Here is a 22,252-nt window from a genome sequence, read left to right as displayed (position 1 = left end):
CAGAGCCGGTGGACCGCCATGATTACACGGGTTTCATGGTCCTCGGTTGGTCGGAGAGGATCTTCGAACGCGTTCTTCAGGGCTCAACGAGCCGCAGCACGCCGTAGTTGTACCCCTGTCGGAGGTATACGACGCTTGGCTGCCCGCTCTCCTTGTCACGGAAGAGATAGAAATCGTGTCCCACGAGTTCCATCTCAAGAAGAGCCTGATCGACGGTCATCGGATCGGCCTCGTGGAACTTCTCCCTGACCATCAGCGGACCGTCCCCGTCCATCTGGATCGGGATGATGCTCTTGTCCTCCGCGACGTCGGCGTCGGCGTCGGCCTCGCTCTTGGACTCGGCCGGCAACTGCTCGGTGAACAGATGAGCCGGTGCGGTGTCGAAGGATTCGGCGAGCGCGGTGGCCGTCAGTTCGGCGACCGAGGGCGGGCAGTGGTTGCCGTGATGGATCTTCCTGCGGTCGGCGAGCCGCCGCAGCCGTCCTTCGAGCTTGCCGAGCGCGATGTCAAGGGCGGCGAATCGGTCGTCGGCCGAAGCCTCCGCCCGGATCGCGGGACCACGTGAGTGAATGGTGAGCTCGACGCGCTCTCGCTGGTCGACGATGCGGGGATTACTTTCCTTGGACACCTCCACGTCAACGCGGATGAGCTTGTGGTCCAAACGCTCGATCCTGGCCAGCTTGGTATTCACGTGGTCGCGGAATCGGTCACTCACTCCGGTGTGCCGACCCTTGACGATGATCTCCATGCACAGCCCCCCTTCGAACCTCGACGGTGGTATTGCGACACCCGCTCGGCCGACCTGGTCTTCGTCCCCACATCCGCCTGCTGAGGGTTTCGCAGCTCTTTGCCACTACATGCCCTTCTCTTCTGGCAAGGAACATCTGGCTCCCTGGGAAGGCAGGACTTACCTCTAAGCCGCACCGTGATCGATCGACGAGAAGTCGTCTTACGTGGACCGTTTCGCCTGCGGCTGGCATCGGCTAGCCGGGCCGGCCTCTTCGCGGAGGTCGGTCCGGCGCAACCACGGACCCGAGCGGGTGCCATGGCTCAGACGCTATCCGCATCCCGGCCGAATGTCAGCCTGACCATCGACCAAAGGATCACTTTGCGTAATCCAGGACCGGCCGACCGGCTCCGGGGCTCCCGCTTCCGGGAGGTGACGGCGGGAGCGGTAAGGGCCTCTCATGTTCTTGAGCAGCCATGAAGGCATCGTCGAGACGATCAGGACAGTGAGGTGTGGCGCCGAGGTGACCCCGAAATCGGGTCACCACCTCACCCTGCGTCACGATCCGTCGCGATCACCGGTTCTCGATCTCCGGCGTGTCGCGGCGACCGTGGCGGCGAGGGAGGGCGTGACCCCCGCCTCGCGCATCGCCCTCGCCGCCTCCGCGAGCGTCGCACCGGTGGTGACGATGTCGTCGACCAGCACAATCGCCTCCGTACCGCCCCAGGAGCGCGGCACAGGCGCGTTGCGGCCGATCGTGACCGTAAAGGCGGAGGAGAGATTGGCGGCCCGCTGGAGGGAGCTCAGCCCCGCCTGATCGGCGACACGGCGGCGCTGGGCGAGCACCCGTGCCACGCTCGCGGGCCAGCCGGCCTCGCGGAGGTAACCGGCCGCCAGCGTCGCGAGCCGGGTCACCGGGTCGTGCCCGCGGCGCCTCAGGACCGGGCGGGCGCTGGGCACCGGCACCAGCAACACCGGCCGCTCGCCGGCCGCCGTCGCCACCGCGAGGGCGAGGGCCCCGGCCAGCGGAGGGGCGAGGGCCGTGCGACCGCGCTCCTTGTAGGCGATGATCGCTCGCCGCACGGCGGGGGTGTATTCGGCAGCCGACCAGCACTCGGGCAGGCCTGGCGGAACGGGGTCCGGCATCCGGAGGGCGGGCGCCCCGTGCAGCTCCTTCGCGCAGCGGGAACAGACGAGGGCGCCCAACGCGTCGCATCCGGCGCAGCGGGGCGGCAGGATCAGGTCGAGCATGGCGGTCGTCACGGATCCAAGGTTGCATATGGCACCGACAAAAAAGCCCAGCCCACGGTACCGGAGGGGGGTTCGGTCCCCCGCCGGAGGCGATGGCCGGCCCTGCCAGGGCCGTGACAGGGACGTGACAGGGACGTGACAGGGCGCACGGGAGAACGCCTCACCCCGGGGTGAGGCCGCATACGCCGCATGTTCACCACGGCCGTCGCCCTCACGGCGCGAATCGCACGGCCCGGGCACCGCACCGCGACAAACCGCGGGAAACCTGGGGAAACCCACTCCCGAAGGGGTCGCTCAGCTCAGGGGGAAGGCCGGGAAGGCGGGACCGTTCTCCGTGAAGTCCGTGGTCCCGGTCTCGTTCTTGACCAGCGACTCCCACCTGGTGGAGTTCCAGAACAGGACCTGCCGGGCCCCCTGCTCGTCCCTGGCCCCGGCGAGCAGGGTGCTGTCCAGGGCGGTGATGCTCTCGATCCGAGAGTCGAAGGGCAGGGACTTGGGCTCGGCGGAGACCGAGGCCTCAAGCAGTTCCGACTTGCCGGTGAGCGCGTACAGGGTCTTGCCGTCCTTCCAGGCGATGTCCTTGATCGTCCGGTTGCCGTCGGCGTTGACCACGGTCTGGAGGTTGGTGACGCGGGTGTTCTCCCGCTCTCCGATGACGGTGCCGACCTGGACCTGCTCGCCCAGCCCGTCCTTGACGATCACGGCGACGTGCACGCCGTCCCGCGCGACCTTGAGCGACTTGATGTACAACGTCTCCAGGTCCGGGGCCGACACCCGGTACCGGTGCTTGTTGTCGCCGTCGTGCCGGGTGATGACCGAGGCGTGGTCGTTGGGCCGGTCGACCGTCCAGAGCGTGTGATAGCGGTCCCAGGCGGGCGGGGCGAGGGAGACCCCCGTGATCCAGTCGCGCCACTCACCGCCCGCGGCGAGCGGCGCGACGGAGACGCTCCTGCCGTCTCCTGAGAGCACCGCCACCTGCTGTACGGGCTGGCCACTGATCGCGGGGTGGGTCCCCGCCCCCTTCTGACCGGCCCTGCCGGGCACGGGCCGCCCGACGTTCTCCTTGTCCAGCAGCCGCAGCGCGCCGCCCGCGAGATAGAACGGGTAGACGGCGTCGGGGGTCGTCCAGGGGTCGAAGTTCGAATGCTCCTGAGCGTCGATCTGAAGGGACGCGTCGGGATAGTACGACTCGCCGTTCACGGTGACCTCGAAGCCCCAGCCGCCCTTGGTGAGCGCGGCGAGCGTCGCGGCGAGCTGGGCCGACATCGGGTCGATCAGGTCGGAGTCCACCCGCCTGGTCAGGTCGACGACGACCCGGTTGTTCTCGATGGTGACGTCGATGAGCTCGGTGCCGGTGAAGGCGGTGCGCACCGCGTCCTTGAGGGAACTGCTCGGCCCCCTGATCAGCCGCTCGACCGTCGTCTTGGCGAAGTTGGCGGCCGGGTCGATCGGCACCCGTACCTGGTCGACCACCAGGCCCTTCCACTGGGAGTCGAGGAAGTACAGGTCGACGGGCAGGTAGCCGCGGGCGACGTCGGCCTCGGACAGCAGGAGCCCGTCGGGGGCCGCGCTGATGCGCCACTCGCCGTTCCCGTCCATGGCGAGCGTGAAGGACTGGTTCAGGGGGCCGCCGCTCGGGCGGTATCGGCCATCCTGGTCGATGATCCCGGTTTTGCTGCCCTTGAGCGTTACCTGGGCTTGCTTGTCCTCGTCGCGGAGGGGCGCGAACTTCTCGTACGTGCCCTGCCGGTAGACCGTGACGCCGCTGCGCGGGTTCCACTTGGCGGCGAAGTCGCCGGTGAGGTATTCGCGGGCGACCTGGAAGGCGGGGTCGTCGAGACTCGCCATCGCCGCGCGGAAGCCGGTGACGACCTCCTCCGGCGACCAGCCCGCCTTCGGCGGCATCGCGATGACCCGCGCGTACGGGTCGCCCAGTGGGTTGCCCTTGCGCTCGTTGTCGACGGCGACGACGGACTTGCCCCCTGTGGGGATGACCGAACAGGCGCTCACCGCGTAGACGAGGGCGATCGCGAGGATCACCGTCCCCGCGTTCCGCGCGCCTCCCCTCAGCGCCGCGTACCGCCTCCCGCGGACACCGGTCCGCGCGGCGCCCCCGACCGGCTCGGGTTGTCGCCGTGCCCTTCCGCCCCCGACCCGCGTCGCGCTTCCCACAGGCTCCGGCCGGCGTCGCGCGCCTCCCGTCCTAGTCCGCATCGCGCCCCCCGTCGGCCGCCGCCGGTGACAGCACCGGCGTCATGTGCCCTCGCCATGTGCGCCGCATCTCCACCTCCGGGGGTACGAGCGGCAACGGCGAGCCCCTCAGCACCGCCCCCGCCACCCTGGGCAGCGAGAGCCGGAACTGCGAGCCCTCCCCGTGCGAGCCCCACGCCTGCAGCCAGCCGCCGTGCAGGATGGCGTCCTCGCGGGAGATGGCGAGCCCCAGGCCCGTACCGCCGATCGTGCGCGCCCGGGACGGGTCGGCCCGCCAGAAACGGTCGAAGACCAGGTTCTCCTCGCCGGCTCTCAGTCCCACCCCGTGGTCGCGTACGGCCACCGCCACCGCGTCCCTGTCGGCGGCGACCGAGACGACGATGTCGCGGCCCTCTCCGTGCTCGATCGCGTTGAACAGCAGGTTGCGCAGGATGCGCTCGACCCTGCGGCTGTCCATCTCCGCCATGCACGGCTCACCGGGAAGGCGCAGGTCGAAGCGGGTGGAGTGGCGCTCGGCCAGCGCCTCGGAGTCGGCGACGGCACGCAGCACCACGTCCCTGACGTCCACGGAGTCGACGTCGAGGTCGGCCGCGCCCGCGTCGTAGCGGCTGATCTCCAGAAGGTCGGTGAGCATCGCCTCGAACCGGTTGAGCTGGTTCTGCATCAGCTCGGCCGACCTGGCGGCCATCGGATCGAAGTCCTCGCGGGCGTCGAAGAGCAGGTCGGCGGCCATCCGCACGGTGGTGAGCGGGGTGCGCAGCTCGTGCGAGACGTCCGAGACGAACTGGCGCTGGACCTGGGAGAGCTCCTCCAGCTGGTGGATCTTCAGCGCCAGGTTGGCGGCCATCTCGTTGAAGGAGGCGGCCAGGCGGGCGAGGTCGTCCTCGCCGCGCACCTTCAGCCGCTCGTCCAGGCGCCCGGCGGCCAGCCGTTCGGCGGCCTGCCTGGCCAGCCGCACCGGCGTGACGACCTGGCGGGTGACCAGGGAGGAGATCACGGCCAGCAGCAGCACGAGGCCGGCGCCGACAAGGATGATCATCTGCTGCACCGAGGCGAGGGTCTGCTCCTCCTTGTCCAGCGGGATGAGGTGGTAGATCTCGTACGACGAGTCGAGGCGGGTGCCGATGATCATGCCGGGCACGGGCTGCTCCGGCTGCCCCTTGTAGTACAGGGGGGTGTACCAGGTGCTGTCCTCGCCGGCCTCCTTCTTGAACAGCTCCTCACGCTGCCTGGGCGGGATGCTGACGGGGTCGATGTCCGTGGTTCCGTAGAACGCCCCCGGCAGTGTCTCGTTACGGATGATCACCGAGTAGCGGCTGGCCGAGCCCGCGCGCCGCGCGAGCGCCTCCGTGGCCTGGCTGAGCGGGCTGCTTCCCGCCGGCTGCAGCGCCTGGCCCGGCTCCGCGGCCTGCTTGGCGGCCTCGGCCGCCGGCTGGCTGAGATAGCCGAGCACCGCGTTCCTGTCGGCCTGCGCCTCACTCTTGGCCGCGCTCTCCCTGGTTTCCAGGGTGGTCCTGATGATCTGCTGCATCAGGAAGACGCCGAGCACGGCGACGACCACGATGGAGATGACCATCGTGCTGGTGACCACGCGCAGCTGGAGCGAGCGCCAGAAGACGCGTCGCGCCCGGCCGGCGACGCGCCGGACACGACGCCGGACACCCCGCAGCAGCTGGCGCGGGGTGCGACGGCGTTTCTTCGGTGCGGGAGGCATCTCGGGGGTCCGGGGGAAGAGGGGCGGCTAGGCCGGTCCGGCCTTGTACCCGACCCCGCGGACCGTCACGACGATCTCGGGGTGCTCGGGATCCTTCTCGATCTTCGCCCGGAGCCGCTGGACGTGCACGTTGACCAGGCGGGTGTCGGCCGCGTGGCGGTAGCCCCAGACCTGTTCGAGCAGGACCTCGCGGGTGAAGACCTGGCGAGGCTTCCTGGCGAGGGCGACCAGCAGGTCGAACTCCAGCGGGGTGAGGTTGATGGTCTCCTCCTCCCGCTTCACCGAGTGCCCGGCGACGTCGATCGTGATGTCGCCGATCTGCAGGATCTCCGGCGTCGGCTCGTCGGTGCGGCGCAGCCGGGCGCGGACCCTGGCGACGAGTTCCTTGGGCTTGAAGGGCTTGACGATGTAGTCGTCGGCCCCCGACTCCAGCCCGAGCACCACGTCGATGGTGTCGCTCTTGGCCGTCAGCATGACGATCGGCACCCCGGACTCGGCCCTGATGCGGCGGCAGACGTCGATCCCGTCGGCCCCCGGCAGCATCAGGTCGAGCAGGACCAGGTCCGGCCGGGTGTCGCGGAACGCGTCGAGTGCCTTGTCGCCGTCGGAGACGAAGGAGGGTTCGAAGCCCTCTCCGCGCAGCACGATACCGAGCATCTCGGCGAGAGCCGCGTCGTCGTCGACGACCAGCACGCGTCCTTTCATGGCCCCTCATTCGTTTTACGCAGTTCGGGAGTTATCGTGATAAATCGGTCGATCATCGAAGATTACCCTCGCCCGCCTACTGGATGACACCGGCCGACGACGGGGCGTCCAACTGACGAATTTTAGGCGCATTCAACGTAAAACGCGCAGTTACGCCCCCCACGGCCGCCACCGACCCGGTGACTGCGGGCACCGGGCGGTGATGACCACGTTCACAGTCTGCGGTAAACCACGGTGTCTCGGCCATCCCTCCGGCATCTCCGCCCTCGCTGTGAGGGATGAAACGTTCGCGTGATCACCCGATCACCACGGATGGTGTGTCCACATGCCAGGATTGGGATATGTCAGACGGTCACGGCTCCAGTCCCGGCGATCCCGGCACGCCCTCGGGCTGGGCGTCCAACCAACCTCCGCCGTACGGCAACGCCCAGGGATCCCCGTGGACCGCCCCCGGCCCCGCGCCCGATCCTCCCGCGCCGCCGCAGGGGCCCCCTCAGGGGCCCTGGCAGCCCCACGGCCAGGCACCGCACCGGCAACCGCCGTACCAGCAGCCGTACCAGCAGGGCCCCTACGGGCCGCCGTACGGCGCGCACATGCCGCCTCCCGCGATGCGGCCCGGCATCATCCCGCTGCGTCCGCTCGGCGTGGGCGACATCCTCGACGGGGCGATCAAGCTGATGCGCTCCAACCCCAGGAGCGTCCTGGGTCTGTCGGCGATCGCCGCCGCGCTGGGCGCGATCCCCCTCGCGATCGGGCAGGTGATCGCGCTCGACTCCATCACCCCGATCCTGGAGAACCCGAACGCGACCCCCGACGAGGGGAGTTTCCTCTCCCAGTACGGCGGCACCCTGCTCTCCTACGCGATCCAGTTCGTCGCCGTGACGCTGCTCACCGGCGTGGTCACCCGCATCCTGGGCCGCGCGGTCTTCGGCGGCAGGATGACGGCCGGCGAGGCATGGACGCTGACCCGGAGCCGGGTGCCCACGCTGTTCGGGCTCGTCGTCGTCAACCTCGTGATCCTGCTCGTCCCGATGGCCATGATCATCGGCATGTTCTTCGCGCTCGGCTCGGCGGGGGCCGGTGTCACTGTGGTCGCGATCGTGGGCGTGGTGGCGGTGCTGGCCTACGTGGTCTACGCCCTCTTCGTCAACACCCGGCTGGTGCTCGCCCCCGCGGCCGCGGTGCTGGAGCGGCGCGGCGTCGTCGACTCGTTGCTCAGGTCCTGGCACCTCGTCTCCGGCGGCTTCTGGCGGACGCTCGGCATCGTGGTCCTCACGCAGATCATCGCGTTCCTCGTCGGCCAGCTGCTCTCCTTCCCCTTCGTCCTGGGCGGGAGTTTCCTCGTCCTCCTCGGCGAGAGCTCAGGCGGCGCGCGGATCGCCGCGGCGATCCTCATCGCGGTGGGCGTCACCCTCGGCTCGATGATCACCTATCCCCTCCAGGCGGGGGTGAACGGCCTGCTCTACGCCGACCGGCGGATGCGCTCCGAGGCGTTCGACCTGGTGCTCCAGACCGCGGCGATCGAGCAGCGGCGACAGGGCTGGGTCCACGCGTCGGCCGACGATCTGTGGGACCCCTCCATCACACCCGCGGGCCCCGCGCGGCATGAGCCCCCCGGCCAGGGAGCCCCGTGGTCCCATTCCTGACGTCCCCCGTCGACATCGGGCGCGAAGAGGCTCGGCGCCAGGCGATCCAGGAGCTGCTCAGATCCGAGTACGCCAAGGAGTCCCTGGTCGACCGCGTCTGGCGCAACGTCAACCAGTTCCTCGGCGACCTGCTCGACCAGGAGTCCATGGGCACCGTCGGCAGCCTGGCGGCACGGGCGGCCCTTCTCGTGATCGTGATCGGGATCGTCGTCGCGCTGCTCCTGGTCGCCCGCAGGACCGCCGGGAGCGGCGGCACCCGCGAGGGCGGGATCTTCGGCGACCGCCGCCTCAGCGCCGCCGAGCACCGCGAGGCCGCCGAGCGGCTGGCGGCGGAGGCCCGGTGGGCCGAGGCGGTCCGCGAACGGCTCCGGGCCGTCGCCCGTGACCTGGAGGACCGCGTGATCATCGACCACACGCCCGGCCGCACCGCCGACGAGCTCGCCGCCGAGGCGGGCCGAGCCCTGCCCGCGCTCGCCTCCGAACTCGCCGCGGCGGCGCGGGTGTTCGACGACGTGACCTACGGCGAGGTGCCCGGCACGCCCGAGGCGTACGGGATCATGCGCGACCTCGACGAGCACCTGCGCACGGCCCGCCCCGCGCCCGTCGTACGGACGGACGCGCCATGAGCCTCGCCCCGCCGGGAAAGACGGGATCGACCTCCGCCGAGGACGCGGGTGGCACCAAAAACCCCGAGAACGCTGGGAACCCAGAGAACGCCGGGAGCGCGACGCGGACCTCAGGGCACGCCGGTGCGCGGGTCTCCGCGACGACCTCCACCTCCCCGACCGCGGGCGGCCTCTGGCGCGGCGGCAGGGGCATCCTGCTGGTGGCGCTCCTCGTGGTCGCCGTCGCCGTCGCCGGCGTGCTGCTCGGAGGCTCCGGCGGACCGGAAAGACCTCTCGACCCCGCTGACACCTCGCTGTCGGGAGGCAAGGGCCTGGCCCGGCTGCTGCAGGCGAACGGAGTGCGGGTCACGCGGGTCACCTCGGCCGCGGAGGCCGCGTCGCTGGCCGAGCAGGCGGGCCCCGCGGGCAGCACCCTGCTGGTGAGCCGGACCTTCCCGCTCGACGAGGACGAGGCGGAGCGGCTCGCCGCCGCACCCTCGGACCTGCTGGTGGTGGGCGTACCCGAGCACCTGGACCTGCTCGCGCCCGGGGTGGCCCCGGTGGGTGAGGCGCGGGCGCGATCCCGCGAGCCCCGGTGCGCGCTGCCGGCCGCGACGAGAGCGGGCAGCGCCTACAGCGGCGGCGTGACACTCACCCTGCCCGCCGGGGCGATCGGCTGCTACCCGGCGAGCGGGAAGCCCACCCTGGTCTCCCACAGTGTGGGGGACCGGACGGTCACCGTCGCGGGCGACGCGCAGTTCATGACCAACCTGCGGCTCGCCGAGGACGGCAACGCCGCGCTCGCGACGAACCTCGCCGGCGGGCGGCCCACCCTGCTCTGGCTCACGCCTCCCGAGGCCACCCCCCAGGCGGGCGACCGTGGGGAGGGTTTCTACGACCTGGTCCCCGAAGGGGTCAAATGGGCCGTGGTACAGGTGTTCCTCGCGGTGCTGCTGCTCGCGCTCTGGCGGGGCCGCAGGCTCGGTCCCGTGGTGGCCGAGCGGCTGCCCGTCGTCGTGCGGGCGGCCGAGACCGTCGAGGGACGTGCCAGGCTCTACCGGGCGCGGCGGGCCCGCGACCGGGCCGCCGCGGCCCTGCGCGCGGGCTTCACCGACCGGGTCACCCCCCGCCTCGGGCTGCCCCCGGGGACCGGCCCCGACGCGCTGGTGAACGCGATCGCCGAGCGGACCGGCCAGGCGGCGTCGCACGTCGGCGCCGCCCTGTACGGACCTCCGCCGGTCGACGAGGCGGGGCTGGTAGCCCTCGCCGAATACATGGACATCTTGGAAAGGCAGGTCGGAAAGTCGTGACCACACCACCGGGGAACGACGGTCTCACCGAGGCGGTCTCCGTCGCGAGGTCCGCGCCCGGCGCATCCGCCGTACCCGCCGCGCAGAGCGCGGACCAGGCCAGGGAGGCGCTGGGAGCCCTGCGCGCCGAGGTCTCCAAGGCGGTCGTCGGCCAGGACGCCGTGGTCACCGGGCTGGTGATCGCGCTGCTCTGCCGGGGCCACGTGCTGCTCGAAGGCGTGCCCGGCGTCGCCAAGACCCTGCTCGTCAGGACACTGTCGGCGGCGCTCTCACTCGACTTCAAGCGGGTGCAGTTCACCCCCGACCTCATGCCGGGCGACATCACCGGCTCGCTGATCTACGACGCGAAGACGTCGGAGTTCGAGTTCCGCGAGGGGCCGGTCTTCACGAACCTCCTGCTCGCCGACGAGGTGAACCGCACGCCGCCGAAGACGCAGGCCGCGCTGCTCGAGGCGATGGAGGAGCGTCAGATCAGCGTGGAGGGGGCGGCGCGCGCGCTGCCCGACCCGTTCATCGTGGCCGCCACCCAGAACCCCGTCGAGTACGAGGGCACCTACCAGTTGCCCGAGGCGCAGCTCGACCGGTTCCTGCTCAAGCTGACCGTCCCGCTGCCGCCCCGCGACCAGGAGATCGCGGTGCTGGAGCGGCACGCGCTCGGCTTCGACCCTCGCGACCTCTCGCACGTCAAGGCCGTGGCCACCGCCGCCGACCTCGCCGCGGGACGTGCGGCGGTCGGCAAGGTCCACGTGGGCCCCGAGGTGCTCGGCTACATCGTGGACATCGCGAGGGCGACCCGCCAGTCGCCCTCGCTCCAGCTCGGTGTCTCCCCGCGCGGCGCCACCGCGCTGCTCGCCGGGGCGCGGGCCTGGGCGTGGTTGTCCGGCCGCACCTACGTGACGCCCGACGACGTCAAGGCGCTGGCCAGGCCCGCGATGCGGCACCGGATCCAGATACGTCCCGAAGCCGAGTTGGAGGGCGCGACCGCCGACGGTCTCATCGACGCCATCCTCGCCTCCGTCCCCGTCCCCCGCTGACCATGGCGCTGACAGGACGGGCCGCGCTGCTGGCGCTGCTGGGCACCCTGGTCGTGCTGTTCGCCCCCCGGCCCGGGCTCGCCGTGGCAGGGGTGGCGCTGCTGATCGTGGCGCTGGTCGCGGTCGACCTGCTGCTGGCCGGGAGCGTGCGCCCGCTGCGCTTCACCCGCTCGGGCGAGCGGCTGGTACGGCTCGGCGAGTCGGTCACGGTCGAGCTGATCGTGGAGAACCCCGGCCCCCGCAGGGCGCGCGGCGTGCTCAGGGACGCCTGGCCGCCCTCCGCGGGCGCCACGCCCCGGCACCTGCCGCTGGACGTTCCCCCCGGCGAGCGCCGCCGGCTGGTCACGACGCTCACTCCCACCCGCAGGGGCGACCGCGAGGCGGTCACGGTGACGGTGCGGACGCTGGGCCCGCTGGGTGTGGCGGCCCGCCAGGGCTCACACCGGGTGCCCTGGTCGGTCAGGGTGCTGCCCCCCTTCCTCAGCCGCAAGCACCTGCCCGCCAAGCTGTCCAGGCTCAGGGAGCTGGAGGGCCGGCACCCGTCGATGATCCGGGGGCAGGGCACCGAGTTCGACTCGCTGCGGGAGTACGTGGTCGGCGACGACGTCCGCTCGATCGACTGGCGGGCCACCGCGCGCCGCGACGACGTCGTCGTCCGCACCTGGCGGCCCGAGCGCGACCGTCGGGTGCTGATCGTGCTCGACACCGGCCGTACCTCGGCCGGACGGGTGGGCACCGCCCCGATCCCGTTGGCCGGGGAGGTGCCGAGGACCGGCGCCGGAAGCGGGGCGCGGGTCGTGCCCGGCTGGCCCCGCCTCGACTGGTCGATGGACGCGGCGCTGCTGCTGGCCACCCTCGCCTCCCGTGCGGGCGACCGGGTCGACTTCATGGCCCACGACCGGAGGGTACGCGCCTGGGTGTCCGGCACCGGCCGTACGGAGCTGCTGTCGTCCCTGGTCAACACCATGGCCCCGATCGAGGCCGAACTGGTCGAGGCCGACTCCGCGGGGATGGTCGCGGCCGTCATGGCGCGGGCCAGGCGACGCTGCCTGGTCGTCGTGCTGACCGACCTCAACCCGGCGGCGCTTGAGGAAGGGCTTCTGCCCGTCCTTCCCCGCCTCTCCTCGCGGCACCTGGTGCTCCTGGCCGCCGTCTCCGACCCCCAGGTGGCCGAGATGGCCGCCGGGCGCGGCACCTCCGAGCTGGTCTACGGCGCGGCGGCGGCCGAGCACCTGCGCGCGGGACGGCGCAGGATCACCACCCTGCTGCGCCGCCAGGGTGTGGAGGTCGTGGACACCACCCCCGACCAGATCGCCCCGGCCCTCGCCGACGCCTACCTGGCGCTGAAGGCGGCCGGGCGGCTCTGAGCCGCCCCGGCACCCACCGGTGCTCAGCCGGCGCTCGGAGCCAGGTCGGGGGCGCGTTCCATGTCCCCGCTCTCGCCCGCGGCCACGGCGCGGCGGCCGAAGAAGATCACGTAGGCGAGGAACGCGACCTCCGCGACCACCCCGATGCCGATCCGCGCCCAGGTGGGCAAACCCGAGGGAGTGACCAGGCCCTCGATCAGCCCGGAGACGAACAGCACCACGATCAGGCCGAGGGCCACGCTCATCACGGCTCTGCCCTGTTCGGCCAGAGCCTCCGTGCGCCTGCGCGGGCCGGGGTCGACGACCGTCCAGCCGAGGCGCATGCCGACGGCCGCGGCGAGGAACACCGCGGTCAGCTCCAGCAGGCCGTGCGGGGTGATCAGCCCGAAGAAGATGTCGAGCTTGCCGCGCGAGGCCATCAGCCCGGCGGAGACGGCCACGTTGAGCGCGTTCTCCCACAGGACGTACGGGATCGGCAGGCCGAGCAGGACGGACATCATGATGACCTGCATCGAGACCCAGGCGTTGTTGACCCAGACCTGTCCGGCGAACGAGGTCGCCGGGTTCTCCGAGTAGTAGTCGGCGAAGTCGTGCTCGACGAGTTGGGTGATCTCCTCGGGGGTGGCGATCGCCGCCTGGACACCGGGGTTCTCCCCCACCCAGACCGCGACGACCGTGGAGACCAGCAGGAACGCGACGCCCGTGGCCAGCCACCAGCGACGGGCCCGGTAGGCGACCACCGGGAAGGAGACGGTGAAGAAACGGACGAACTCCCGCCAGGCCGGGGTGTGCGCCCCGGTCACGGCGGAGCGGGCCCGGGCGACGAGCGCCGACAGGCGGCCCACCAGGATGGGGTCGGCGGAGGCCGAGCGGACGAGGGACAGGTGCGTGGCCACCCGCTGGTAGAGGTCGACCAGCTCGTCGACCTCGGCACCGTCCAGCGAGCCGCGACGCCGGACCAGATCCTCAAGACGATCCCAGGCGGGCCGGTGCGCGGTGACAAAGGCGTCGATGTCCACGCGATCAGCCTATCCAGTCGAAGGTAGGGTGCTGGTTGTGTCCGATGTCGTAACCGGCGAGGCCGTGGTCGTCGAGGTCCGCGTGGCCCAGCTCCCGAGCAGGGCCGCGGCACTGCTGATCGACATGGCGATCCAGGTCGTGACGCTGCTGGGGGCCTCCCTCCTCGTCGGCAACCTGGGATTCCTGGACGATCCGGCGCTGACGACGATGGTCTACATCGTGCTCACCGTGCTCGTGGTCGTCGGCTACCCGGTGACCTTCGAGACGCTCACGCGTGGGCGCAGCCTGGGCAAGCTCGCGCTGGGGCTGCGGGTCGTCAGCGACGACGGCGGTCCCGAGCGGTTCCGGCAGGCCCTGTTCCGCGGGCTGGCGGGGGTCCTGGAGTTCTGGATGCTCAGTGGTGCCCCCGCGCTGATCAGCTCGCTGATCTCGGAGAAGGGCAAGCGGCTCGGCGACATCTTCTCCGGCACCATCGTGATCTCCGAGCGCGTCCCGCGGCAGTACGGGCCGCCGCTGGACATGCCGCCGATGCTCGCCCCGTGGGCGGCGACGCTGGAGCTGTCGCGGCTGCCCGAGCAGGTCGCGGCCACCGCGAGGCAGTACCTCATGCGCTGGCACGACCTCGCCCCGGCCGTCCAGCACGAGATGGGCGTGCGCATCGCCACCGAGATGTCGGCCTTCGTCTCCCCTCCCGCCCCGCCGGGTGTGCCGCCGTTCGCCTACCTGACCGCGGTCCTGGCCGAACGCCGTCGCCGCGAGCAGGCGCGCCTGGCCCAGCGAACCGGCGGGCACCGGCCGGAGCGGCAGTGGACAGGTCAGCCGCACCCTTCCGCTCCGTACGTCCCCGTTCCGTACGCGCCCCCCGGATCGGCGCCTCGGCCCGACTACCGGCCGTCGCAGCCGCGGATCCCCCTGCCGCCTCCGGCTGGGCCGCCCCACCCGGCACCTCTCCCGCCCACGTCCCCGCCCCCCGCGCGGCGGCCCGACTCCACGCCCGGCGGTTTCGTCCCTCCCGCCTGACAGGCCCCCGCACCCTCACCTCCCCGTAGGCGAGCACTCACGCCGGTGAAGAGCGTCGTGCCGGAGCACGCAAAAGGGGCGGTGGGAAGGCCCACCGCCCCTCACGTACGTCTCGCGGGCGACCGCGTCTCCTCGGAGGACGGGCCGCTCGGACGGTCAGTGGTGGCCGTGCTCTCCGTAGGAGGCCTGGGTCTGCACGTTCAGCCGGTCCGTACGGACACTCTTGGCCGGGTCGGTGCGACGGTCGTCGATCTTGAGGACGTCCAGCCCCCGGTGGAAGTCGCTGGCGTAGACATAGCCGTTGTAGTAGTACGCCGACCAGATGCCGCCGCTTCCGCCGTTGGGCTCGGGACCGCGCTCGAAGTAGCCGATCTCCTTCGGACGGGCCGAGTCGGTGAGGTCCACGAAGGAGACGCCGCCCTGGTACCAGGCCTGGACCATGATGTCCTTGCCCTTGACCGGGATGAGCGAGCCGTTGTGCGCGACGCAGTTCTCGGCGTCGGCCTGGTGGCGAGCGATCTTGAAGTAGCTCTTGAAGACCAGCCTGCCGCGCTTGATCTCGTAGATGGCGTCGGCGCCGCGGTTCGGGCCGATCGCCTCGTTGCAGGTGGCCGCGCCGCCGCCGCCGAGCTCGTCGGTGAAGATGACCTTGTCGCCCCTGTTGTTGAACGTCGCCGAGTGCCAGAACGCGAAGTTCGGGTCGGTGGTCCGCGCGGTGATCACCGGGTTCTCCCGGTCGGAGATGTCGAACAGGACGCCGTCACCCATGCAGGCCCCGGCCGCGATGTTCTTCTCCGCGTAGACGGTGATGTCGTGGCAGCCGCTGGTCGGCAGCAGCAGGCCCGGCTGCGTCTCGTTGCCCCCGTCGGGGAAGATGACCGGCGTCTTGACCACGGCGGCGGCGGTCGGGTTGCGCAGCGGCACCTTGATGACCGAGATCTTGTCGTGCGGTGGCAGGCAGTCGGGGAACGTGTCACTCGGATTGTAGGAGGAGACGTAGAGGTAGACATTCTTTCGGTCCCCGGTCTTTCCGGGAACAAGGGTCAGGGTGTGGGAGCCACAGTTGGTTTCGACCGACTTGATGTACTTGGGGTTCTTCTTGTCCTTGATGTCGAAGATTCGGACCCCCTCCCACGATTCCTTGACGCTGGCCGGCTGGCCGACGCTGTTGCAGGAGTCGTCGCTGCGGGAGTTGTCGACCGCGGCGAACAGCAGGTCGTCGTAGACCGACACGTCCATCTGGGAGCCGGGGCACAGGACACCGCTGACGAGCTTGGCGCGCTTCGGGTTGCTGATGTCGTAGATCGAGAAACCGCCGTAGTTGCCGACGTAGGCGTAGTTGCCCTGGAAGGCGATGTCGCTGTTGACGGTGCTCTCAAGGCCGGGAAGCTTGGGCAGGGTCCCGACGTGCGTCACGTTGGGGCTGGTGACGACTTCGCCGGGCGGAGGAATGTCGGCGGCCTGGGCCGAGACCGTGGACATCAGCATCGCGGCGGCCGTGGCCACCACCGCCAACGCCCGGACGACCCTTCGGGGAGCGAACACTGCGGGTGCCTCCTTGAAGCGGACATAAGGCATGCATAAATTAGCAAACCGTCCGCCCCGAAGACCCGAGTCAACATGACGTGACTTTGTCACAATAAAATTTGATTCAACCTCTTTACTTGAACTCCAGAAAAGTTTACTGTTACCCCTTTTTATGGCTCGCCGGGTGGTTCCGGGGCGAGTGACGGTCGTCGGGTGCCGGACGGGCGCCCGACGACCGTCACGTCAAAGGTCAGTGACCCTTGTTGTCGGGCTGGTAGGAGTCCTGGGTCTGCGGGTTCAGGTCCTTGAACTTGACCTTGTCCGCCTTGTCGAGGCGCTTGTCATTGATCTTCAGAACGTCAAGACCAAGGTTGAAGTCGCTGCCGTAGACGTGACCGTTGTAGTAGTACGCCGACCAGAAGCCACCGCTGAGCCGGTTGGCGCTGTCAGGGCCGCGCTCGAAGAAGGCGATCTCCTGCGCGTTGGCCGAGTCGGTGAAGTCGACGACCGAGATGCCGCCCTGGTACCAGGCCTGGACCATGATGTCCTTGCCCTTGACCGGGATGAGCGAGCCGTTGTGCGCGACGCAGTTCTCGGTGTCGTCCTGGTGGCGGGAGATCTTGAAGTAACCCTTGAAGGCGAACTGGCCGTCCTCGATGTCGTAGTAGGCGTTGGCGCCGCGGTTCGGGCCGATCGCCTCGTTGCAGGTGGCCGCGCTGCCGCCGCCGAGCTCGTCGGTGAAGACGACCTTGGTGCCCTTGTTGTTGAACGTCGCCGAGTGCCAGAACGCGAAGTTCTCGTCGTCACGGACCGTGGCGGTGACCTTCGGGTCGACCGGGTTGGAGATGTCCATCATGATGCCCTCGCCCATGCAGGCTCCGGCGGCGATGTCCTTCTCCGGGTAGGCGGTGATGTCGTGGCAGCCGCTCGTCGCCGAGGTGCGGTAGGGGTACGGCAGGCTCTCGCCGGGGTTGCCACCGTCCGGGAACAGAACCGGCGTGGCGACGACCGCGGCGGCCTCCGGGTTCTTCACCGGCACCTTGATGATCGAGATCTTGTCGTGCGGCGGCTGACAGTCCGGGAACGACGCGCTCGGGCTGTATGAGGAGACGTAGACGTAGACGTTCTTCTTGTCCCTGCCCTTGCCGGGGACGAGAGTCAGGGTGTGCGAGCCACAGTTGGTCTCGACCGCCTTGACGTACTTGGGGTTCTTCTTGTCGCTGACATCGAAGATCCGGACGCCCTCCCACGATTCCTTGATCGCGGCGCTCTGACCGACGCTGCTGCAGGAGTCGTTGTTGCGTGAGGAGTCGACCGCGGCGAAGAGCAGGTCACCATGGACGGACAGGTCCATCTGGCCGCCGGGGCAGATCACCGAGCTGACCACCGAGGTCTTCTTCGGGTTCTTGATGTCGTAGATCGAGAAGCCGCTGTAGTTGCCGACGAAGGCGTAGTCACCCTGGAACGCCATGTCGGTGTTGATGTCTGTCAGGCTGGCCGGCTTGGGCACGTTGGTGACGTGCTCGACGTTTCCGCTCTTGGCGATCTCGCCCGGCGCCGGGATGTCAGCGGCCTGCGCGGGTACCGCGGCCAGAACCGTGGCGACGGCGAGGCCGGCCACGAACAGAAAGCGGCCGGTCAGACCCTTCCCTGGGGGGGTGGACACTTTGTACCTCCTAGCTACATGCACTGATAAAGCGTGCATAAATGTCTGAATCGTTCATCCTGAACGGCCGGCCAGGCAAGCCGTCACAGTGTCAGCAACTGTTTCCGACATGAGGCCTTTACGAACGCGGCCCGGAGGGGCTACGGTCTTGCGGCACTGGACATACAGCCCGAAACATCCCACATCTCCCGTGCGAGGCCTCTCTCCTCACGTCAGCCCGACCCGTTAGGGTTGGGGTGTTCCGCGGCGGACACGATGGACGTGGCGTTCCTGAGGGGACGGGGCGTGCCGTGTTCGCCTGGATGCTCGCGTGGAGCTTTGGGCGTGCCCGACCCGCGGATCGAGGGATCCGACCGGGGCCGGAAGCCGATATCCCCGGCTCGCAGGCCGCGGAAGGACGTTAATGGACATTCACGAAGGAGGCCGGGTGCGCGTCGCGCTCATCGCCGTGGTCGCCGCCCTGTCTCTCAGCGCGTGCACCTCGGAGCCGGATGCCCCCGCACCCCCCGAGGCCGCCCAGGCCTCGGTGCCGGTGATCGTCCCAGGCAGGCCGGGCGAGGTCGCCAGGACCGTCGACCCGAGTGAGGTCGCCACGCTCGTGCCCTCGCCCACCGTGAACGCGGCCGACGTGAAGTACCTCCAGGACATGATCGTTCACCACCGCCAGGCCCTCGACATGGCCACCCTCGCCCCGACCAGGGCCGAGCACACCAGGCTCAAGGGCCTCGCCTCCCGCATCAAGGACGCGCAGGGGCCGGAGATCCAGTTCATGACCACCTGGCTCCAGCAGCAGGGGCAGCGGGTTCCCGAACACCATGCAGGGCACGGCGACATGCCCGGCATGGCCACGCCGGAGCAGATGAAGGCGCTCACGGCCGCCTCGGGCAAGGACTTCGACCGGCTCTTCCTCCAGCTCATGATCGCGCACCATCAGGGCGCCCTCGCGATGTCCGAGCAGGTCCTGACCTCCGGCTCACACGTGCGGGTCGAGGAGCTGGCCAACGACATCTCGGTCACCCAGAGCGCGGAGATCCGCAGGATGCGGGAGATGCAGGCCGAGCTCTGACTCGCCCCTCTTGCGTGGACGGCTCGCGAGGATCGCGCCGTCCTTCGCCTCCGCCGGGCGCTCACCCCTGATCAGGCACCCGGCGCGGACCGCCGTCGTCATGACCGTACGTCGTAGCCCCGCCGCAGGGTGTCCGGCGCCTCGACCGGGTCGATCCCGGCCTTGGGGCGACATGGGACAGGCATGAATCAGCGAATCGCCCGTCCCGACAATTAGGACGACAAAGGATGACTTTGTCGCGACAAAATTTGATTCAGCCCTTTACCTTGATCTTCGGAAAAGTTTACAGGACACCTTCTTTCCTGTTCGCCGCCTCTCGGGCGACGGTGAACAACAAAGACCGGCGACCGTCGCCCCTGTCGTCAAAGCAGCCGCCCGTCCGCGCTTTTCTCACCTCCCCTCCCCGAGCGAACGCGTCCCGGCCGAAAGGGAAACGGCACGTCAGCCGGAAGCGGGGCCGCCCAACTGGGCGAGGAGCTTCTGCATGCGGTCGATCTCGATGCGCTGGTCGGCGTCGACATGGGAGGCGTAGGTGAAGATCTCCGTTTCCTGGCCGCCACCGTCGCCGAACAGCTTCTCGACCATCTGGAGCGCGCCCGTGTGGTGGGTGATCATGTACTGCACGAAGAGCCGGTCGAAGTCCTTCTCCGTGGCCTTCTTCAGCTCGGCGAACTGCTCCTCGGTCAGCATCCCGGGCATGAGCTCCCCACCTGCGCCGGAGTGATCGTGGTTCGCGTCCGGCACCTTCTGGTCGCGGTCCTGGAGCCAGCGTCGCATCAGCGCGATCTCGTCCTCCTGGGACGCCTGCATCCGCTGGGCGATCAAAGTGATGTCCCGGTTCTTGCTGCGGGAGGGCACGAGGTCGGTCATCCGCAGCGCCTGGGCGTGGTGCGGGATCATGCCCTGCATGAAGAGCACGTCGGCGGCGGTGAACTGGGTGTCTGCGACCGTCGGCATCGAGGAGGCGGCGAGCGTCTGTCCGCGATCGCCCGGGGCTCCCGGTTGAACGATCACTGGAGCGGCCGACGCCTTGGGCGACTCCGTGGTACATCCGGCGATCATGCCGACGGCGATTACAAACATGCTTACATTTCGCCATTTGGGCAGTGAAGTCATTATGTGAACCTCTTGCACCCTTCTAGGTAGCGGTCATCCGGAACAGTAGATATGTCAGGGTATAGAACATCAAGGCCGCTTCCGTTACAGTTCGCGTGTAACACCAAAGTGGATCTCCCCCCAGCTGGCGTCACAAAGAGGCACCAGCAGATCCCGGGTCGCCCTTCGCGATAGATCACCTAGGGAGGGGATGCCCGAAAGAAAGGGAAACGGCCCGTGAGAGGTAGCCGTTCGGCGCGTGGGGGACGTGCCAGACTACAGAAGCTCGGGATCATCGCGATAGGTGCGGTGTTGGCAGGACTACTGCCGACCATGGCCTCCGCGGCGGCCGACGTCGACCCCCGCATCGGTCTTGGTGCCGGATGGTTGGACGCCCAGGAAGCCATCAGCAACCTGGAGAAGACCGCACACCTGGACAGGCCGGAGGGCTTCTACAACCCCTCCAGCCCAGGTAGCGGCTCGTACCTCAACTCCGACCTGGCGTTCAGTGGGAACTACGCGTTCTCCGGTAACTACAACGGTTTCAACATCTACGACATCTCCACGGGCAGCACGCCCGTTCTGAAGACTTCGGTGGTCTGCCCCGGTGGGCAGGGCGACCTGTCGGTGCAGGGGAACCTGCTGTTCTTGTCGGTCGAGGAGACCCGCGGTCGGATCGACTGCGGCACTCAGGGGGCCACCGGAACCGTCAACCCCGACCGGTTCCGCGGCGTCCGTATCTTCGACATCAGCGACATCGAGCACCCGACGCAGGTGGCGGCGGTGCAGACCTGCCGTGGTTCGCACACGCACTCGCTGGTGACGAGCAAGAACGAACCGGAGAACCTGTACGTCTACGTCTCCGGCACCTCCAGCGTGCGCTCCGGCCAGGAGCTCGCGGGCTGCGCCAACACGGCGGCGACCGACCCGGCCACCTCGCTGTGGCGGATCGACGTCATCCGGGTTCCGCTCGCCGCCCCGCAGAACGCCTCGGTCGTGAGCAACCCCCGGATCTTCACCAACGAGGAGACCGGCGCGATCAACGGGCTGCAGAACACCCCGCCCACCCCGCAGCACCCGGCCGGCACCAACTGGTCGCCGTCACCGGTCACCAACCAGTGCCACGACATCACGTCGTACCCGGAGATCGGCCTCGCCGCCGGCGCCTGTGCGGGTAACGGCATCCTGATCGACATCTCGGACCCGACGAACCCGAAGCGGATCGACGCGGTCTCCGACCCCAACTACGCGTACTGGCACTCGGCCACCTTCAACAACGACGGTACGAAGGTCGTCTTCACCGACGAGTGGGGCGGCGGCTCCGGTGCGCGCTGCCGGACCACCGACCTGCCGTCGTGGGGCGCGAACTCGATCTACGACATCGTCGACGGCAAGCTCGTCTTCAGGAGCTACTACAAGCTCCCGGTGCCGCAGACGACGGCGGAGAACTGTGTCGCGCACAACGGGTCGCTCATCCCGATCCCCGGCCGTGACGTCATGGTCCAGGCCTGGTACCAGGGTGGCCTGTCGGTGTTCGACTTCACCGACTCCGCCAACCCCAAGGAGATCGCGTTCTTCGACCGCGGTCCGGTCAACGCGTCCTCGCTGGTCACCGGTGGCTTCTGGTCCGCCTACTGGTACAACGGCCACATCTACGGCAACGAGATCGTGCGCGGTTTCGACGCCTTCAAGCTGAAGCCGAGCGAGTCCCTCACCCAGGCCGAGATCAACGCGGCGGCGGCTGTGAAGAGCGACAGGATCAACCCGCAGAACCAGACGAAGTTCACCTCCGGCCTCTCGATGGCCCTCACCACGCAGGCTCGTTGTGTGGGTACCACGGCGCACCTGGCGGTCACGGCCGTCAACAACGGCACCGTGCCCGCCAGCATCACCCTGACCACCCCCTACGGTTCCAAGACGTTCGCCGACGTCGCCCCGGGCAAGCAGGCCTACCAGTCCTTCAACACCCGGACCGCACAGCTCGCCGCCGGCACCGTGACCGCCGCGGGCGCCGCGACCATCGGCGGCCAGGCGATCACCGCCGACCACAGCACCGCCTACAACACGCTCAGCTGCAGCTGACCCGACCTCAACGGCGACACAGCACACACCTCTGAACGTCGCCACTTTCAACCGGGGCCGGCCGACATGCCGGTCGGCCCCGCCCCCCATAAACGGAGCAAGCCCATGAAGACCACCCGCACCACCCGGGTCATCGCCGCGTCCCTGCTCGGCCTCGCCCTCGCCGCCACCGCCGCCCCCGCGATGGCCTCCGCCGACCCCGACGA

General features: G+C 69.5%; 17 protein-coding genes. 8 read left to right on the top strand and 9 right to left on the bottom strand.

The window, feature by feature from the left end:
* Positions 1-76: 76 nt before the first annotated feature.
* The 5 genes from hpf to mtrA all read right to left on the bottom strand — a co-directional run bounded on the left by hpf (position 77) and on the right by mtrA (position 6,608).
* Complete coding sequence (gene hpf / locus ACIBH4_RS17690) at positions 77-748, bottom strand: ribosome hibernation-promoting factor, HPF/YfiA family (protein WP_362765770.1); 672 nt, start codon at positions 746-748, stop codon at positions 77-79.
* Between the two features lie 537 nt (positions 749-1,285).
* Complete coding sequence (locus ACIBH4_RS17685; RefSeq protein ID WP_362503993.1) at positions 1,286-1,990, bottom strand: phosphoribosyltransferase family protein; 705 nt, start codon at positions 1,988-1,990, stop codon at positions 1,286-1,288.
* Positions 1,991-2,272: 282 nt separating this feature from the next.
* Positions 2,273-4,018 (bottom strand): LpqB family beta-propeller domain-containing protein, encoded by a 1,746-nt coding sequence (locus ACIBH4_RS17680; protein ID WP_362503990.1) that lies wholly within the window; start codon positions 4,016-4,018, stop codon positions 2,273-2,275.
* A gap of 163 nt (positions 4,019-4,181) precedes the next feature.
* Positions 4,182-5,903 (bottom strand): MtrAB system histidine kinase MtrB, encoded by a 1,722-nt coding sequence (gene mtrB / locus ACIBH4_RS17675; RefSeq protein WP_362503987.1) that lies wholly within the window; start codon positions 5,901-5,903, stop codon positions 4,182-4,184.
* Between the two features lie 27 nt (positions 5,904-5,930).
* Positions 5,931-6,608: an MtrAB system response regulator MtrA gene (gene mtrA, locus ACIBH4_RS17670; protein WP_030907316.1), complete on the bottom strand. Its 678-nt coding sequence runs from the start codon at positions 6,606-6,608 to the stop codon at positions 5,931-5,933.
* 341 nt (positions 6,609-6,949) lie between these two features.
* Here mtrA and ACIBH4_RS17665 point away from each other — a divergent pair, with 341 nt between their 5' ends.
* The 5 genes from ACIBH4_RS17665 (at position 6,950) to ACIBH4_RS17645 (ending at position 12,570) form a co-directional block, all read left to right on the top strand.
* Complete coding sequence (locus ACIBH4_RS17665) at positions 6,950-8,254, top strand: hypothetical protein (protein ID WP_362765767.1); 1,305 nt, start codon at positions 6,950-6,952, stop codon at positions 8,252-8,254.
* Entirely contained in the window at positions 8,239-8,880 is a 642-nt protein-coding gene (locus ACIBH4_RS17660) for a DUF4129 domain-containing protein (RefSeq protein WP_362765764.1), read from the top strand. Before ACIBH4_RS17665 ends, ACIBH4_RS17660 begins: the two co-directional genes overlap by 16 nt.
* Positions 8,877-10,169, top strand: a complete 1,293-nt coding sequence (locus ACIBH4_RS17655) for a DUF4350 domain-containing protein (RefSeq protein WP_362503977.1) — start codon at positions 8,877-8,879, stop codon at positions 10,167-10,169. Before ACIBH4_RS17660 ends, ACIBH4_RS17655 begins: the two co-directional genes overlap by 4 nt.
* A gap of 110 nt (positions 10,170-10,279) precedes the next feature.
* The gene (locus ACIBH4_RS17650; protein WP_362765908.1) at positions 10,280-11,203 is read left to right on the top strand and encodes a MoxR family ATPase; all 924 of its coding nucleotides are present in this window, start codon (positions 10,280-10,282) and stop codon (positions 11,201-11,203) included.
* A 2-nt stretch (positions 11,204-11,205) separates the two neighbouring features.
* Entirely contained in the window at positions 11,206-12,570 is a 1,365-nt protein-coding gene (locus ACIBH4_RS17645; protein WP_362765761.1) for a DUF58 domain-containing protein, read from the top strand.
* Between the two features lie 23 nt (positions 12,571-12,593).
* Here ACIBH4_RS17645 and ACIBH4_RS17640 read toward each other — a convergent pair whose 3' ends face one another.
* Positions 12,594-13,589 (bottom strand): stage II sporulation protein M, encoded by a 996-nt coding sequence (locus ACIBH4_RS17640; protein ID WP_362503971.1) that lies wholly within the window; start codon positions 13,587-13,589, stop codon positions 12,594-12,596.
* A 37-nt stretch (positions 13,590-13,626) separates the two neighbouring features.
* On the opposite strand from ACIBH4_RS17640, the gene ACIBH4_RS17635 reads away from it, so the two are divergent.
* The gene (locus tag ACIBH4_RS17635) at positions 13,627-14,610 is read left to right on the top strand and encodes an RDD family protein (protein ID WP_362503968.1); all 984 of its coding nucleotides are present in this window, start codon (positions 13,627-13,629) and stop codon (positions 14,608-14,610) included.
* Between the two features lie 156 nt (positions 14,611-14,766).
* Here the strand turns inward: ACIBH4_RS17635 and ACIBH4_RS17630 are convergent, their stop codons facing one another.
* Together ACIBH4_RS17630 and ACIBH4_RS17625 are read right to left on the bottom strand one after the other, a co-directional pair.
* Positions 14,767-16,155: an LVIVD repeat-containing protein gene (locus tag ACIBH4_RS17630; RefSeq protein ID WP_399172388.1), complete on the bottom strand. Its 1,389-nt coding sequence runs from the start codon at positions 16,153-16,155 to the stop codon at positions 14,767-14,769.
* Between the two features lie 232 nt (positions 16,156-16,387).
* Entirely contained in the window at positions 16,388-17,803 is a 1,416-nt protein-coding gene (locus ACIBH4_RS17625) for a hypothetical protein (protein ID WP_362503965.1), read from the bottom strand.
* Between the two features lie 403 nt (positions 17,804-18,206).
* Here ACIBH4_RS17625 and ACIBH4_RS17620 point away from each other — a divergent pair, with 403 nt between their 5' ends.
* Positions 18,207-18,869 (top strand): DUF305 domain-containing protein, encoded by a 663-nt coding sequence (locus ACIBH4_RS17620; RefSeq protein ID WP_362503962.1) that lies wholly within the window; start codon positions 18,207-18,209, stop codon positions 18,867-18,869.
* A gap of 441 nt (positions 18,870-19,310) precedes the next feature.
* On the opposite strand, the gene ACIBH4_RS17615 is transcribed toward ACIBH4_RS17620, so the two are convergent.
* Positions 19,311-19,952: a DUF305 domain-containing protein gene (locus ACIBH4_RS17615; RefSeq protein WP_362765758.1), complete on the bottom strand. Its 642-nt coding sequence runs from the start codon at positions 19,950-19,952 to the stop codon at positions 19,311-19,313.
* Between the two features lie 324 nt (positions 19,953-20,276).
* On the opposite strand from ACIBH4_RS17615, the gene ACIBH4_RS17610 reads away from it, so the two are divergent.
* Positions 20,277-22,046, top strand: coding sequence for a hypothetical protein (locus ACIBH4_RS17610; RefSeq protein ID WP_362503956.1), 1,770 nt, complete (start codon positions 20,277-20,279; stop codon positions 22,044-22,046).
* The last annotated feature ends 206 nt before the right edge of the window (positions 22,047-22,252 follow it).

Source organism: Streptosporangium sp. NPDC050284 (assembly GCF_044459525.1).
Taxonomy (GTDB): Bacteria; Actinomycetota; Actinomycetes; order Streptosporangiales; family Streptosporangiaceae; genus Streptosporangium.
Note: the sequence above shows the minus strand (reverse complement) of the source record. Positions and strands in the feature narration are given on the sequence as shown.

What these genes read in the sequence shown, in the direction of transcription:
- hpf (WP_362765770.1), bottom strand. Translation starts at nt 748, where the DNA reads ATGGAGATCATCGTCAAGGGTCGGCACACCGGAGTGAGTGACCGATTC.
- mtrB (WP_362503987.1), bottom strand. Translation starts at nt 5,903, where the DNA reads ATGCCTCCCGCACCGAAGAAACGCCGTCGCACCCCGCGCCAGCTGCTG.
- mtrA (WP_030907316.1), bottom strand. Translation starts at nt 6,608, where the DNA reads ATGAAAGGACGCGTGCTGGTCGTCGACGACGACGCGGCTCTCGCCGAG.
- ACIBH4_RS17665 (WP_362765767.1), top strand. Translation starts at nt 6,950, where the DNA reads ATGTCAGACGGTCACGGCTCCAGTCCCGGCGATCCCGGCACGCCCTCG.
- ACIBH4_RS17655 (WP_362503977.1), top strand. Translation starts at nt 8,877, where the DNA reads ATGAGCCTCGCCCCGCCGGGAAAGACGGGATCGACCTCCGCCGAGGAC.
- ACIBH4_RS17645 (WP_362765761.1), top strand. Translation starts at nt 11,206, where the DNA reads ATGGCGCTGACAGGACGGGCCGCGCTGCTGGCGCTGCTGGGCACCCTG.
- ACIBH4_RS17620 (WP_362503962.1), top strand. Translation starts at nt 18,207, where the DNA reads ATGGACATTCACGAAGGAGGCCGGGTGCGCGTCGCGCTCATCGCCGTG.
- ACIBH4_RS17615 (WP_362765758.1), bottom strand. Translation starts at nt 19,952, where the DNA reads ATGTTTGTAATCGCCGTCGGCATGATCGCCGGATGTACCACGGAGTCG.